Below are 14,973 nucleotides of genomic sequence, written 5' to 3'. Positions count from 1 at the left end.
CTTGGAAGAGGGGCAAATCCAAGTACTCTGAGGATTACCACATCAACAGAAGTCGTTATGGAAAACACCCCTCGCCTCTATGATGCGCTGCAAGCGTTGCTGGGTCAACACTGTCGCTGGCGAGATCAGCGCCACTTGTACCCTCTGGTCTGGATGGTCGCAGGACTGGTTGCAAGCGGACAAATCAGCTTAACGGCATGGAGCGATTATGTGCGAAGTCGTGCGGTTTATGCTCAGAGTACGCAACGGCGATTTTCACGGTGGCTTGGGAATGAGCGGGTACACGAGCATTCGTTATATGCCCGGTTGATTGGATATGCCCTATCGGTTTGGCAGCAAGAGCGCATTGTTCTGGCACTCGATACGACCCGGTTGTGGGAGCAATACTGTGTGATCCGGATTGTGGTCGTATACCGAGGACGAGGAATTCCAGTGGTCTGGAAGGTGCTGAAGCATTCTAGCAGTACCGTTGCTTATGCCACCTACGCTCCGCTGTTGGATGCCGTCGTTGAGGTATTGCCCGCAGGGGTTGAAGTCTTGTTTTTGGCAGACCGAGGCTTTGCTGACGTGGAGTTATTCAAACACCTGCATCGTTTGGGCTGGCACTACCGGATTCGGGTCAAGTCCAACTTTCTGGTGTATCGCGGTCAGCAGGGTACACCCATCTCGTTCTACACGCTATCGACCAGTCATGCCCTGTTTCTGCATCAAGTCAAGATCACTAAAGCTCGCTATGGGCTGGTGCATCTAGCCTTAGCTCATCACTATCCCAGTCGGGAACGTTGGTATGTCGTTAGTGACCAACCCACTACGACCGAAACCTTTGTTGAATACGGCTTGAGGTTTGATATTGAGGAGAACTTTTTGGATGATAAGTCCAACGGTTTTCAACTTGAATCCTCCCACATCCGTTCTGCTGCCATGCTCTCACGCTTGTGCTTGGTACTCGCCGTTGCCACTCTCTATTTGACCAGTGCTGGCACAGCAGTGGTGGAGCGAGGTGAGCGTCGTCAGGTTGACCCGCATTGGTTTCGGGGCAGTAGCTATTTCAAGATTGGCTGGCATTGGATTCGCAAAGCCCTCGTGCAAGGTTGGGGACTGCCCACGACTCTGGCGCTCAAATCTGCCCTTGACCCTGCTCCCTGCATTTCGTCTAAATCTCAAGCGGCACAGCAACAACCGCTCTATTTCAGATGCACGACTGTTGATTGTGCGATTTCTCTGGAACAAAGTCTCAGCACTGCTTAGAAGGCTAGAGTCGAAAAGATGTGTCAGTCAACCAGCCACCAATGCTCAATCGGATTAAATTCGGGAGAGTAAGGAGACAGATACAGAACCTTCGCTCCAACCGCCTCAATTAAAGGTGCAATGGCTTTTACCTTGTGAGCAGGCAGGTTATCCATGACCACGACAGCCCCTTTCCACAGTTGAGGCACAAGACACTTTGAGACGTACACCTCAAAGACAACCGCGTCCATCGACTGATCTATCGTCATCACAGCCAGCACCTTTGAGACGGTAATCGCGCCCATGACACTCACCTTCTTGCCCCGATAAAAAGGTTTGAAGTCATACGCTCGTTCCCCAGGTGCAGCACGGGCATGGGTTCGCATGAGTCCCAGTAGAACACCCATCTCATCGAGAAACACTAAATCTTTGAGTTCTATACTCGTCACCTGTGCCCAGTACTCCTGTCTCAGGAGTTGGACTCGTTCGCTGGTGGCTTGGCTGGAGCGGAGCGTTTTTTTTGCGCGGTAAATTGAGTCTCTGAAAGGTTCGGCACATAGTACTTTGGCTAACCCATAGCCCAGTCTCATCAAAGAGTAGCTCACAATATTCCGCTAAGGTCGCATCGCGCTGGTTCTCGAAGATCGCCACTAACTGGTCTTTGTGCTCCATCACAGGACTCACCGAACCACCCTGCTTATGGGGAACGACGTGACCTTCTGTGCGCTTCTGAATCATCCATCTCTCGACGCAACTCTTGCTGACAGCAAAGCGGGCAGCAACTTTTCGGATCGAGCTATCACCCTTCTCCATAGCACTTACAATCTTCTCTCGAAAGTCTATGGAATACGGCTTCATTTTTGACCCAACGTTGTAATCCTTCATTGTCCTCTATCTGACTGCAATCCGCTGTAACGGCACTGAACCCGTTAAAAAAGGTTCTGGAAGGCGCAAGAAAACTGCTCCCTTGAAAGGAAGTTTACCTGAGATTGCAGCATCCGGAGAAAAGCAAAAGCTTAGTGCTTATGAAGCCCTTCGGCAAGCAGAACTCATTCGTCCTGTTGCTGAATACCTTCTTGAGAGGATATCCTGATGATTGGATGCTTTCCCGATCCTTATCCGGATGAAATACTCTATAGCATTTATGCTCGTTATAAAGAGCGAATGCTTTATCTAGATGACACGGCTATTTACAAGCTTGTTTTTGGGGCACGCCATAACAGACCTCAACTTCCTTATGATGAGGATGAGCTTGACTACTTAGTTTCAGAATTACAGCCCGGTTACTCATACTCAGTGGCAAGACTAAAATGTGAACATACCCTTACCCCAATTTATAAATTGGGGTGGCGTTGTTGCATGAAGAGGAGTTGCGGAAGGGAGAGAAATGGTAGGTTTTAATTACCACATCAAAAACTGCCATGAAAGCTCAATACCGCATCCGCAACTGGTCTGAGTATAACGCTGCGCTGAAGCAACGGGGAAGTCTCACCTTCTGGATCGACGAAGCAGTGGTAGAGGGATGGATTGACCCGTACTTGAGCGGTAACCCCGGAGCGTCTGTCTACTATAGCGACTTGGCGATTATGACGATGGCAACGGTGAAAGCCGTGTATCGATTGGCAGGAAGGCAATGTCAGGGATTTCTAGAATCCATTTTTGAATTGATGGACATTGAGTTGTCGGTGCCAGAGCACAGCACTCTGTCACGGCGAGTGGGTAAGCTTGCCATCGCGTTACCAGTGCTGCCGAAGAGCGGTGCCCGTCATGTGGTAGTCGATTCGACTGGGGTAAAAGTGTATGGGGAAGGAGAATGGAAAACCCGCCAACATGGAGTCAGCAAGCGCCGCACTTGGCGCAAGTTGCATCTAGGAGTCGATGAGGAAACGGGTGAAATCCTGGCAGCAGTAGTGACAACGAACGATATGACCGATGGAGCAGTGCTAGCCGATATTCTCGATGGAATTGAGGATGAGATTGAGCAGGTGTCGGCAGATGGAGCTTACGACCAGCGCAAGTGCTACGACGCGATTCGAGAACGCAATGCTAGAGCGACCATTCCACCGCGTAAAGGAGCCAAAATCTGGCAGCATGGCAACTCTAAAGCCGAGCGGCACAACCGGGATGAAAATCTCCGTCGCATCCGCAAAGGTGGGCGCAAAGCCTGGAAGCGAGAGAGCAATTACCATCGCCGCTCGTTGGCTGAAACCACGATGTTTCGTTTCAAAACGATCTTTGGGGGGAATCTTAGTCCGCGCAAGTTTGACAATCAAGCGGTTGAATTGTTTATCAAATGTGCGGCTCTTAATCGCATGATCCAGATCTGTAAACCTGATAGCTATGGGGTTGGAGCTTAATTTGCGTTTTTAAATTATTCTTTAATCGTTAAAACCATTGATTAGAAAGGGTTGTAAGAATTTTACTGATTGTTGCTTCGTACTAAATTCAGTACGAAGCAAATCATGGTCTGACCATTGACACTTGAACAACTTGAGAGCAATAAAAGGTCTTGTGTTTAACCGATACGAATTGTTTTTGGGCAAAACACATTTATTCTGGTTTTAACGCTTTAAAACTTAAAAAATGCACTCATATTTTTTATAAAAAATCTATATTTTTTGAATACCTTTAATTGGCTATAAGTAGTTTTTTATTGAATAGTTTGAATTGAACAGTTTCAAGATTATTGAATAGATAAAATTGATAATCACAATTACTAAATATTATGAACCAGCGGGCGCATCCATGCAGAAAGTTACGGTTTCGATGTGTCAGGAAACTCAGAGCTAACCATGTAACCTGATTCTGATTTCTTGATAAGTTTTCTTGTACTGATCAAAACCTGATGGCGGCTAAAAGCGCGGCACAAAGAAAACGGTCGTTTTTCCTAGCTGTTGCCTTTACGGGAAATGAAAACCCTGTGGCATAAGGGTTTCAGCCAAAACTGTAACTTTTTGTTCAAATGCGCCCGCTGGTCCATAAGGAGAAAACCACTGTGTCTAGCGTCTCAGGTGCCACTCCATATTTCCATACAGTCTGTTCGCTACCGTTCAACGGGGGAATGCTGCAATTCAGGGCTTGTGTAGGAGCGTCTGTAACACCTTCGCCAACAACATTAACTACCACTCAAGCTTCTGGCTCAACAATCTAAAGTTTGGGAATTCAACAAAACAGCACGACAATTTGGCCCTGATTTCCTCTTAAATCAGTGATTGGAGGCTGAAGCTAAGGCTAATTTGCCCTATCATACTGCTCGCGTTTAATCACTAGCAGCAGCTAGAAGCTATTTGTTGTGGTTGTGAACCAGAGTGCACCATTTGTAGCTCGGCAAATACTCTGGACTGATTCATCATACGATATTCAATCATTTGTTTCCCAGGGTCTGATCGGCAAACGATGGCTGCCTACGAATTTCTACACGGGATTATACTAAGCCGCCTCGGTGACGGGGTGGCTTAATATAACCCCAATTTGATCAGTCACTTCAATGAACTGGGTTGCGACTGCTGCTAAGGGATCTTCAAAGGTGATGGATTTCATAGTATGTAATGATTCCAGGCTGAATGTAGTGGGTAGCTTTGGAGTAGCTAGCACCATCTGATGGTTACCCACTTTTACGATGGGTTGGACTTTTTCTGGACTGATTCAATTCCAGAATCTTATACTACAAGCGTAATCTTGCGGGCTTTAAGGACTCTAAAGCCCTATCTCATCGTTGACTCATTGCTCGTTTCGCAACTATTCAAGCTCTACAAGCCTATTAGTAAAATTGATGAGTCGCCTGACCGATTAGCAATGTTGGTAAGTATTGATACTTCTCTAGCGCATATGGCCCTTTTTCACACGAATTGTTGCCATACGCCGGGATGGGGATAGAGGAAAACGAGCAGCGGCAGAGAAAAGAGTGTTAAGCCGGAAAGCGTTGCTGTGTAAGGGGTTAAGATGCAGTCGAGTAGGACATCGCTGCCCTACCCCACGTACCGACGATCGCGCCTTAAGGAGTGCTTATGGATGGATCTCATCGGCGGCGACGCTACTAGGTCCGAACGTCAGCACAAAGGTGGTTTGTCCACCGCCACTCTCAACGTGGATTTGACCACCCAAACGTGCGGTGAGCTGTTTCACCAGGGCTAACCCCAGTCCGGTGCCACCATGTTTCCAGGGGTCGTGGTTGGGGATGCGGTAGAACTTGTCGAAGATGCGCTCGTATTCGGTCGCTGGAATCTCGACACCCGTATTGCTGACGCGCAGTTCTAAGGCTGCTGGCGTAGCTCGAGCTGACACCGTAATGGTGCCTCCGGTCGGCGTGTATTTGCAGGCGTTGTGCAGGAGTTCCGTCAGAATCCGTTCCAGGTAAGGTAAATCGGTGGTGAAGGGGGGAAAATTGGTAGGAAGATGGAGGGTTAAGTGCTGCTGCTGTTGCTGGGTTCGTTCGCTAAAAGAGTCTGCCAGGTGCGGCAGATAGATCTGGAGGTTAATGGTGGTGAGAGTGAGTGGTTCTGTGTCAGCATCCAGTCGCGCCAGATCTAGCAGATCGTTGATTAACGTCAGCTCACGTTTCCCCTCCTCGCGCAGGATTTTGAAGTAGTGATTAATCGCGTTGGCGGCATCGTCTAAAACGCCCAACGGCTCCAAACTAATTTCTAGCATTTGGGTCGCCATTTTAATGTTAGACATGGGCGTGCGGAGTTCGTGGGAGACGGTGCTGAGGAAGTCATCTTTCAGTTGGTTAAGCCGCTCCAACGCTTGCACCTGCGCCTGGGCTGCTTGATAGAGACGCGATTGTCGCAGCGCGATCGCACATTGGTTGGCCACCTGCTGCACCAGGCGGACATCCTGGTCATCAAACACCTCACCGGATGGTTTGAATAGCCACAGATCCCCCAAGACACCCTGGTCATCTATAAGAGGCACTGCCAGGGTGGTCTGTCGCTGTTGATCAGCACGCAGCGGGTGAGGCGTAACATCGCTGAACTGGCAGCTTCGCCCACTGAGCAAGTAGGGATACACCTCGGGATGGGTAGCTGTCGCCAGCTCAAAGGTGCAGCCTTGAGCGGACGCGAGGGTGTTGGTCACTTCGTAGGCGATTGTAGACGTGGTTTGTTCCGCGTTGTAAATACCCGCATCGCAGGCACCGATCGATAATCCCTGGGCGAGTGCCTCAACGGACGTTTGCAAAATGTGCCTTTCATCCAGGCTATCGCGCACACGATCGGTAATCCGTTTGAGGAGGGCTTCAAACTCTAAGGCTTTTTGGAGTTGGGCTGTACGCTCCTGAACCTGCAATTCCAGTCTAGTGTTGCAGGTTTGCACCTGCCGATACAATTCTGCTTGCTGAATGGCGATCGCAAGCTGGGTCGCTAGGTGTTGCAGTAGTTCAATTTCTAAAGTTGCCCATAGGCGCGGTGCGTTGCACTGCTGAGCGACTAGCAACCCCCACAGGTGGTTGTCTTGCAAGATCGGCACAACCAGATTGGCCCGCACCTGCATTTGTTCTAACAGTGCCACATGGCAAGGATCAAGCTCATCGGTGTAAATATCATTGGATGCCTTCACTCTGCCTTGGATATAGGGTTTTCCCTCCGTTTCCAAAAAATAGGTATCGGTGATTTGCTTGCCCAGGATTGATGTCCATCCCACCGCCACGGCTTCCGCAATGATGCTGCCACTCCAGTTGGGTTCAAACTGATAGATGATCACCCGATCGGTCTGCAAGAACTGCCGCACCTCGGACACAGCGGTCTGGAGGATGTGGTCTAAGTCGAGCGTTTGACGCATCTGTTGGGTAACCGTCAGCAGCAACCGTCGTTGCTCAGACTGCCATTGCAGGTCCAGTTCTGCCTGCTTCAAACGGCTAATGTCAATGAAGGTCACCACCACCTGCAGCAGGGACCCGTCAGCGGCAAACTCTGGAAAGGCCGTGACTAAGCCCCACTTTTGTGACTGATCGCCCCGCCTGATCCCGACCACATAATTTTTGAGGGGTGCATGCATCGCTAGCACGCGGTTGACCGGATACTCCTCCACGGGCATCACGCTGGCATCTTCACGCAGAAACTGCCAGCCCGGATCAATCGCGACTTTACCCAGCATTTGCTCCCTTGACAGCCCTAATAAAGCACAGGCAGTGTCATTACACTGCAAGATCTGGGTATCTGGAGCATGTACTACCAAACCGGTATTTAAGTGGTTGACCAGGTTATAGTACTGCGCTTCACTTGAGCGTAAGGTGGTGCCTGGGCGATCGCAGCTCACACTCACTAGGCACTGTTGGTGTGAGCTGCAGTCGGTGGCACTGTCTGCTGTCTGCTGCTCTATCTGACTTTCTAAGTGTTGCTGGCGTTGGCGCAGTGTAGCCTGCTGGACAGCGACCCCTAGTGGCAGAGCGATGTGCTGCAAGAACTGCACCTCCAGGGGTTGCCACTCATGCGGGCTGCGACAGTGGTGGGCAATTAACAAGCCCCAGAGGGTACTCTGGCTGAAAATTGGTACCACCAGATTGGCTTGTACCTGTAAGCGTGCCAAAAGTTGGACGTAGCAAGGGTCAATCCTGCCGTTGTGCACGTCGGCAATGGTAGTGGTGTGTCCTTGTTGATAGCGTTCGACCCAAGTGGCACCCAAGCACGGGTCATAGAGCCGTTGTCCCAGCAGCGGTGTGCCATCGGCACCAACAGACTCAAAAGCGACAACAGCATCCTGATCCTCTAGGAAGCGATAGATGAGCACACGATCACATTGCAGCAGGGCTCGGGCATCGGTGATCACCCACTGCAAAAGGCTTTCTAGTGCTAGACCGTGTTGGATCTGGGCAGTAATGTCTGCGCTTTTCTCGAGAATGACCTCCAAAGCAAGCAAAGCGGTTAACGAATCTCTAGACACCCTAATACTCCCAAAGACGGAGTCGTCTTTTTGACACAGCGACTGTATTAATCTTGACCAGAAGACCCTCTCTGCAAACAAGCCACCATCACACCACATCAAAACAACATAATGAGCCAGCAAAGGCTTACAACAGGCTAATAGATTCCTGTTGTCGCCAACTGCTCGATCTCCTACTGTCTAAAAGCTCCATCAACCCAAACGAGTAATCGGTACGCGAATTTATTGCCCAGGCTTCCCAGCCTGAGTGTTCTGTAATAGATTCTGATACAACCAGCGTCTGGAGTAATGAACTCCAGGATAGGGTAAATCGGCTCGTAGACAAGCTTCCTGCAAGATCGCAATAATTTGCAAATGGGAGATCGCCCCACCCTCTATCCAATCTGGAAATAACGCTTCCGTCTGCGGATGGTAGCACTCTAATAACCTCTTGAGCGGCTCTGGAATCGTACAAGGGGTTGAGCCGATACACGACTAAAAAAGTGCAAGATGGGCTGGAAAGCCTTATTTGGATTGAGTTTTAGAGAATCTATTGAAGCGAGGCTCAGCAGCAGCACTTCTGTGGGAGTGGCAGAAGTACTACGAGAGAATGGGGCTTTCAGCCATTGAAACCGCATCAAAAGAGGCTATGTACGATCGATGACATTAATTTGGCCCGACGACCCACATAAATTCACCGTACATTTGTCCTACTGACAGAGTTTTATACAGACTAAGTTATGTGAGTTACCAAGAGAAACCGTCACTCATTTTCTTTACAATGCTTAACTAACTCGCTATATTGTTCCCATGGCTAAGAAATTAGCCCATTTATTCAAACCTACACTGCAATTATTCAAACCATGACCACGACACTACAGCGCGTCGAGCGCCAGTCTGTATGGCAGAACTTCTGCGAATGGGTCACCAGCACCAATAACCGCCTGTATGTAGGCTGGTTTGGAGTCCTGATGATTCCTACCCTGCTCTCTGCCACCCTCTGCTTCATCATCGCCTTCATCGCTGCTCCTCCCGTTGACATCGATGGCATCCGTGAGCCTGTTGCAGGTAGCTTGATGTTTGGAAACAACATCATCTCCGGCGCAGTTGTTCCTTCCAGCAACGCGATTGGCTTGCACTTCTACCCCATCTGGGAAGCCGCATCCTTGGATGAATGGCTCTACAACGGTGGACCTTACCAACTAGTTGTATTGCACTTCTTGATCGGCATCTTCTGCTACATGGGACGCGAATGGGAACTCTCCTACCGTCTTGGAATGCGCCCTTGGATCTGTGTTGCATACTCCGCACCTGTTGCTGCAGCGACCGCAGTCTTCTTGATCTACCCCATCGGACAAGGCAGCTTCTCTGATGGCATGCCTCTGGGCATCTCTGGCACCTTCAACTTCATGTTTGTCTTCCAAGCAGAGCACAACATTTTGATGCACCCCTTCCACATGTTGGGCGTAGCAGGTGTATTCGGTGGTAGCTTGTTCAGTGCAATGCACGGTTCGTTGGTCACCTCTTCCTTAGTTCGTGAAACCACCGAAACTGAGTCTCAAAACTACGGCTACAAGTTCGGTCAAGAAGAAGAGACCTACAACATCGTTGCAGCCCACGGCTACTTCGGACGGTTGATCTTCCAGTACGCCAGCTTCAACAACTCACGTTCTTTGCACTTCTTCTTGGGTGCATGGCCTGTGATTGGCATCTGGTTGACCTCCATGGGCATCAGCACCATGGCGTTTAACCTGAACGGATTCAACTTCAACCAATCCATCATCGACTCGCAAGGTCGAGTGGTGAGCACTTGGGCGGATGTATTGAACCGCGCCAACTTGGGAATGGAAGTGATGCATGAGCGCAATGCTCACAACTTCCCACTAGACTTGGCTGCGGGCGAAGCGACTCCGGTTGCTCTGACTGCTCCTGCCATCAACGGTTAAGTTACAGGTTAATAGAATCGACAAGGTGCCCCTCAACTGAGGGGCACCTTTTTAGTATGTGGCTGAGGAACTGGCAGGCTGAGGTAAGTCGTAGCGCTTAAACTGATACCAAATTAAATTGGAGTAGTTACAGATCAGATAAACTGAGGAATGTAGAGGTGAGAGTCTAATCATGGCTGGTGTCAGCGCAATCGTAATTAAAGAAAGTCTCGAGGAGTTAGGCACCCGCTTGCGAACGGTTGAACAGCCGATAGTTAAAGAACGATTGCAAGTGTTGTACTGGCTCAAACGAGCGCAAGCACCGAGCATCAGCCAGATCGCGGTTGCAATTGGCAGGCATCGAGGCACGGTGCAAAAGTGGTTAGCGCTGTATCGAGCACAAGGATTAGAGGCATTGCTGGTGGTCAAGCCAACGCCAGGAGGAGGCAACCGGATGATTCCAATGTGGGCAGAAGTTGCCTTAGCAAAGCGATTGCAGGAACCGGACAATGGGTTTGACAGCTATGGGGAGGTGCAGCAGTGGCTCTTGGAGAGTTTAGGAATAGAAGCCCAGTATCATGCGGTCTACCAGATGACCCGTTATCGGCTCAAAGCCAAGCTAAAAGTGGCTCGTCCCCAACAACCTCAAGCAGAACCGAGCACAACGAGAGGCATTTAAGCAAACCTTGCAGACGACCTCGATTTGTTGAGCCAATACGCTCGGCAAGTGCGCCAGGATAAACGACCTATTCGCTATTTTGCTGGGGATGAGAGCCGCTTTGGGCTGCATACCATTATCGGGCGTTTGATTACAGCCTTTGGAGTGAAACCCATTGGCTCATGGCAACGGGTGTTCAAAGCATTCTGGCTCTATGGCGCTGTGGAACCTGCCACCGGAGAATCCTTTTTCTGGCAGTTCTCCCATGTCGATACCGAGTGCTACCAATGCTTCTTGGATGAGTTCTCCAAGGCTTACCCCGATAGTCTCAATATCCTGCAAGTGGATAACGGACGGTTCCACAAAGGCAAAGCGTTGATTGTGCCACAGAACATTATCCTGGTGTTCCAACCGCCTTACTGTCCGGAGTTAAATCCAATTGAGAGGCTATGGGAATATCTCAAGGCGGATCTCAAGTGGGTTTCGTTCAAAACGCTTGACCAACTGCAATCCAGAGTAGATCAACTCTTATCCCAGTTAACCCCTCAAGTGATTGCTTCTCTCACGGGCTACCCCTTTATCCTCAATGCACTATCTGTCATTGAAACCATTTAAATTGGTATGACGAAACAACAGCGTCAGCAAAAACCGACTTCTTTGGCTCCGCTTTGCAAGATGATTCAGCCCCAACAGCGATGTTGATGTCTGAGTTGAATTTGCAGCCGCTGAATACGACCGTTAGACTGCAACTTTTTCTATTGAGGCAGCAGTTAAGTTGGGATGTCAAAGAAGCATGAGTTCATGGTTAGGGTATGATTAGAGGCTTTTCATAGGGATATGATTGCTAGTACTGAAGGTCTTGTTTTAGTAGAGTTATATCGTGATGAGTTAAGGAATTAAATCAGCCAAGTGAACATAATTAAAATCCAACCCTACTAAGCTACAAGGGTATGTTTATGACCAACTTACCAAATTTCGGGAATACCCCTCTTCTATCTACTATCGGTAATAATTACAGCCAACTACACAATCTACTTGTAGAGCAAAATTGGGAAGAGGCTGACCGCCAAACTCTTAGAGTGATGGCGCGAGCAGCAGGACAACCTGAAGGTCATTTAAGTAGCGACAGTATTGAGATGGTTCCCTGCGAAGACCTATGTATCATCAATAACCTCTGGTTGCGAGCTAATGGCTTACGCTTTGGCTTCTCTGTCCAAAGTAGAATTTGGGAAAGTATTGTCAAATCTTATGCAACCGACAATGATGAACCTGCTCACAAACAGTATGAAAACTTCAGAGACAGATTTGCAGTAGAGGTTGGATGGGCTACTGAGGAAAAGGGCGTACCGCTATACTTTGGTTCTAATAGAGAACCTCAAGGTGAAAAGCTTAATTCTCAGAATTGTACCTTTATTCCTTCTGGTTACTACCCCCAAAGAGTTCTTATTTATAGAGCGTGGGGATGCCAACTTATTAATTGGAATGTTCTTTTTAGCAGAATGGAGTATTGTCTTCGTAATGTAAGTCAACAAACTTAAGTCTGCCGGGATATTCAGAGATATTCATTCATGCAATGGTCAGAGCGATCTAAATAACGCCCATGCACCTGACCGTCGAGAGTTAATCGGTTGTGATGCAAGGGGCACCTGCGGCGGTTGATGGGCTAAAGATTTCTGCCAAAAGCAGCGTGATTAAACCCTCTTCTATATATCTATATGTATCTAGCACACAGCCGAACTCTCTAAGGGGTGGAAGTCTACAATTGGAGACTAATGAATGTTAGAATTCAACAGTTTTAATCAGAAGTTAAAAGCTGCTAAGGATCATAATACTTCACTAGAAATCCTTATAAAGCTGACTGAGGACGAAAATTGGCAAATACGTAAAGAAATAGCAAGAAATCCTAAAACTCCAGCGGAAGCTCTAGAAAAATTCGCTAAAGACAATCACTTGGTTGTCCGTACTCAAATTGTAAACAACCCTAATGCAACAGTAGCCATATTGGAAAAACTTGCCGGGGATAAAGACTGTGCAATTCGTCTGAGAGTTGCTGCCCATCCTAATGCAACTTTGCCTATTCTTGAAAAGTTATCAGAAGACACTGATGTTCAGAATCTTCGAGCTAAAGAAGCTTGTAAGTGCATTTTTAAGCAAGAGATTCAATATGCTAGGGATCAAGAAGCTACTGCTGATGTGTTGTTAATTTTTGCCGAAAATTCTCATGCTGTAGTTCGTGAAGCAGTTGCCATGAATCCTAAAACTCCAGCTTCAATTCTTGAAAAGTTAGCTATCGATCCAGTCTGGTTTGTTTGTAAAGCAGTTGCTGCCAACCTAAATGTTCCTAAAGTTGGATTAAAATCACTAGTTACCCATCCGTTAAAAGATATTCGGTTAGCAATAGCAGAGAATCCTAATGCTTCTATTGAAGTCCTAGAGAGATTAGTTAAGGATAAAGAATTGGATGTAGTTTCTGCAGTAGCACAAAATCCGAATGCTCCGGCAGAAATATTAACAGTACTTGCTGAAAGAAAGGATAGGGTAATTAATCTTGTTGCTGGGCACCCTAATACTCCTACAGAAATTCTTGAGTTTCTAGTTCGAGAACAACCCTACGATCCTATACTTCCTCCTCATACTCTGTCCTATCACGGGTTAATTCAGCTAGCTACGAATCCTAATGCTTCCGCACAAATACTGACATTGTTAGCCGAGAAAGTGCCATCAATATTAATCGACTCCGTAGCGTCAGAAGACTTTATTCAAAGAGAGTTTGGTTTAGCCTTAGGTAAGGCAATCTCAGAAAACCCACGTATATCTGAATCTATTCGGAAGAAACTATCTCAAGAGACATTAGACCTGTTTTATGGAAAAGTAACTCAACTATTCAACGAGAAACTCAACGAGATGCGTAAAGATGGTTCCACCAGCTTAGAGTCATTTTGGGCGAGAGTAGCTCAACTATCCGAGGTTTGGCGAAAGGGTTAATCTCTAGGGAATTACGACTGATAGACAGCTAACACCTTGGTGCAGTGGATTTCCAAAAGCTCCTTATATGGCAAAGTCTCTGGCAACCGCTGACTAAAGTCGTTATGCGGCTTCGGCTACACGTTATGGCGACAATTAGCAGTTTGTCTGTTGGCGCTGATATCTAGTCAGATTTGAAAGGGTTGGTAGAACTGTAAATACAGAAACTTAGCTTCAACCCCCAATAGTCAATCAAACCACCGGATACCGTTGGCGAACTCCGATTGGGATCACACTCCGGTGCTTGAGCTGTAAATTTCCGACTTCTTGTGCACTAATTCTTCAACGCGATTTTGCACTTTGAGTCAATTTCCCTCGGCTCACCCTGACAAATAGGGTTCATTCCAATTCGTCTGTTGAATGACCAGGAATTTCAGGCGTTGACTGAGCGGAAAAACACCGCCAAAAAGAGTGTACTCTATTTGGTAGTGCACTAAAGGATTGTGGGGTAGGTAACGACATCCTGCCAGGTCCAAGGCTGCTCAGCCAGTTTTGCTCGTTGAGCCGCAGTTGTTTTGAATCGACTATGCCGCCAAATCCAATTGAAATAGCTGACTACTAAGCGTGTTGTCACTTTCGTTTGCTCCCACCGTTTGCCGAACTTGTTTTGCCTGCGGTGCCATCGAGCAGTTTGTTGTCGGACGATGCCGTTGGTTCGCTCTAAGCGCTGCGTTTTGTCTTTGCCAACATAGTGCAGAATTTCAGGCGGAAGGACTCGTTCATAGCCTCCCCAGTCATCACTGTTCCACTGTTTGCAAGCCGTTTTTCCCTGTGTACTAATTACCAATTCCTCAATAAGTTCGTCTGTATGCTTGCCCACTCGTGCCGCTAAAATCAGTCCACTGGAGTCCGCTAAACTCAGACCTATCCAGCAGTCTCCCACTTCTAATTCATTGGAAAGACATTGCTTCTGTTTTTTTGCACGAAAGACCACATCTCATCCGCACTCACCTCTGCGGTTGCCACTTGCTTGACCTGGTCGTTATGAATTAGCTGAGCCTTGGCACTCGATGCCCGAACAATACTGACCACGGTGTTGTATGCCAAGCCTGTAATTCGGCTAATCCCTCGTAAGCTGCTGCCCTCACTATGAGCTTGTAGCACCTGCTGAACTTGTTCCGGACTCACTCGTCGCCAGTAGTACAGCGTGTCAAAGCTCTCACAGAAGGTTTGCTGGCAGTGAGGGCAGAAATAGCGTTGGTGTCCATTGGGCAGCTTGCCATGCTTATGACACTTAGGATGACCACAAAGTCGGCATTCCATAGCTTCTTGAGGGGAAAG

At 48.1% G+C, this 14,973-nt stretch carries 13 protein-coding genes; 8 read left to right on the top strand and 5 right to left on the bottom strand.

Features of this window, described 5'->3' with window-relative positions; translation table 11 throughout:
- Positions 1-57: 57 nt before the first annotated feature.
- Positions 58-1,248 (top strand): transposase, encoded by a 1,191-nt coding sequence (locus JOY44_RS23430; RefSeq protein ID WP_171575788.1) that lies wholly within the window; start codon positions 58-60, stop codon positions 1,246-1,248.
- Between the two features lie 23 nt (positions 1,249-1,271).
- Here JOY44_RS23430 and JOY44_RS23425 read toward each other — a convergent pair whose 3' ends face one another.
- Positions 1,272-1,634 carry a transposase gene (locus JOY44_RS23425; protein WP_207211205.1) on the bottom strand — a complete coding sequence of 121 codons (363 nt, stop codon included), beginning with the start codon at positions 1,632-1,634 and terminating at the stop codon, positions 1,272-1,274.
- Between the two features lies 1 nt (position 1,635).
- Entirely contained in the window at positions 1,636-2,112 is a 477-nt protein-coding gene (locus JOY44_RS23420; RefSeq protein ID WP_171575786.1) for a helix-turn-helix domain-containing protein, read from the bottom strand.
- A 207-nt stretch (positions 2,113-2,319) separates the two neighbouring features.
- Here JOY44_RS23420 and JOY44_RS33010 point away from each other — a divergent pair, with 207 nt between their 5' ends.
- Both JOY44_RS33010 and JOY44_RS23415 read left to right on the top strand, forming a co-directional pair.
- A complete protein-coding gene (locus tag JOY44_RS33010) occupies positions 2,320-2,628 on the top strand; it encodes a TniQ family protein (RefSeq protein WP_415881124.1) in 309 nt (102 codons plus the stop codon).
- A 20-nt stretch (positions 2,629-2,648) separates the two neighbouring features.
- On the top strand, positions 2,649-3,584 hold the full coding sequence (locus tag JOY44_RS23415; protein WP_171575785.1) for an IS5 family transposase: 936 nt from the start codon (positions 2,649-2,651) through the stop codon (positions 3,582-3,584).
- A 1,072-nt stretch (positions 3,585-4,656) separates the two neighbouring features.
- Here the strand turns inward: JOY44_RS23415 and JOY44_RS23410 are convergent.
- Positions 4,657-4,824, bottom strand: a complete 168-nt coding sequence (locus tag JOY44_RS23410) for a hypothetical protein (protein WP_203032100.1) — start codon at positions 4,822-4,824, stop codon at positions 4,657-4,659.
- A gap of 408 nt (positions 4,825-5,232) precedes the next feature.
- A complete protein-coding gene (locus tag JOY44_RS23405) occupies positions 5,233-8,106 on the bottom strand; it encodes a GAF domain-containing protein (protein ID WP_171575784.1) in 2,874 nt (957 codons plus the stop codon).
- A gap of 842 nt (positions 8,107-8,948) precedes the next feature.
- Between JOY44_RS23405 and psbA the strand changes: the two genes are divergently transcribed.
- The 5 genes from psbA (at position 8,949) to JOY44_RS23380 (ending at position 13,653) form a co-directional block, all read left to right on the top strand.
- A complete protein-coding gene (gene psbA, locus JOY44_RS23400) occupies positions 8,949-10,031 on the top strand; it encodes a photosystem II q(b) protein (protein ID WP_171574740.1) in 1,083 nt (360 codons plus the stop codon).
- 172 nt (positions 10,032-10,203) lie between these two features.
- On the top strand, positions 10,204-10,689 hold the full coding sequence (locus tag JOY44_RS23395; RefSeq protein WP_171571905.1) for a helix-turn-helix domain-containing protein: 486 nt from the start codon (positions 10,204-10,206) through the stop codon (positions 10,687-10,689).
- A 27-nt stretch (positions 10,690-10,716) separates the two neighbouring features.
- Positions 10,717-11,283, top strand: a complete 567-nt coding sequence (locus JOY44_RS23390) for an IS630 family transposase (protein WP_171571904.1) — start codon at positions 10,717-10,719, stop codon at positions 11,281-11,283.
- A 341-nt stretch (positions 11,284-11,624) separates the two neighbouring features.
- Entirely contained in the window at positions 11,625-12,206 is a 582-nt protein-coding gene (locus JOY44_RS23385; RefSeq protein ID WP_171575782.1) for a GUN4 domain-containing protein, read from the top strand.
- A gap of 238 nt (positions 12,207-12,444) precedes the next feature.
- The gene (locus JOY44_RS23380) at positions 12,445-13,653 is read left to right on the top strand and encodes a hypothetical protein (RefSeq protein WP_171575781.1); all 1,209 of its coding nucleotides are present in this window, start codon (positions 12,445-12,447) and stop codon (positions 13,651-13,653) included.
- Between the two features lie 472 nt (positions 13,654-14,125).
- Here the strand turns inward: JOY44_RS23380 and JOY44_RS23375 are convergent.
- A protein-coding gene (locus tag JOY44_RS23375; protein WP_171572121.1) for an IS1 family transposase occupies positions 14,126-14,955 on the bottom strand; the annotation gives its coding sequence in 2 pieces (ribosomal slippage) (positions 14,126-14,611 and positions 14,614-14,955; 828 coding nt in all).
- Positions 14,956-14,973 lie beyond the last annotated feature (18 nt).

The organism is Leptolyngbya sp. Cla-17 (assembly GCF_016807185.1).
GTDB lineage: Bacteria > Cyanobacteriota > Cyanobacteriia > Leptolyngbyales > Leptolyngbyaceae > ULC077BIN1.
The sequence above is the reverse complement of the archived record's forward strand: the minus strand, read 5'-3'. Positions and strand labels throughout refer to the sequence as shown.

Excerpts from the sequence above, each read along its gene's own strand:
- JOY44_RS23380 (WP_171575781.1), top strand. The coding sequence starts at position 12,445 with ATGTTAGAATTCAACAGTTTTAATCAGAAGTTAAAAGCTGCTAAGGAT.
- psbA (WP_171574740.1), top strand. The coding sequence starts at position 8,949 with ATGACCACGACACTACAGCGCGTCGAGCGCCAGTCTGTATGGCAGAAC.
- JOY44_RS23410 (WP_203032100.1), bottom strand. The coding sequence starts at position 4,824 with ATGGTGCTAGCTACTCCAAAGCTACCCACTACATTCAGCCTGGAATCA.
- JOY44_RS23430 (WP_171575788.1), top strand. The coding sequence starts at position 58 with ATGGAAAACACCCCTCGCCTCTATGATGCGCTGCAAGCGTTGCTGGGT.
- JOY44_RS23415 (WP_171575785.1), top strand. The coding sequence starts at position 2,649 with ATGAAAGCTCAATACCGCATCCGCAACTGGTCTGAGTATAACGCTGCG.
- JOY44_RS23420 (WP_171575786.1), bottom strand. The coding sequence starts at position 2,112 with ATGAAGGATTACAACGTTGGGTCAAAAATGAAGCCGTATTCCATAGAC.
- JOY44_RS23425 (WP_207211205.1), bottom strand. The coding sequence starts at position 1,634 with ATGGGTGTTCTACTGGGACTCATGCGAACCCATGCCCGTGCTGCACCT.
- JOY44_RS23385 (WP_171575782.1), top strand. The coding sequence starts at position 11,625 with ATGACCAACTTACCAAATTTCGGGAATACCCCTCTTCTATCTACTATC.
- JOY44_RS23395 (WP_171571905.1), top strand. The coding sequence starts at position 10,204 with ATGGCTGGTGTCAGCGCAATCGTAATTAAAGAAAGTCTCGAGGAGTTA.
- JOY44_RS33010 (WP_415881124.1), top strand. The coding sequence starts at position 2,320 with ATGATTGGATGCTTTCCCGATCCTTATCCGGATGAAATACTCTATAGC.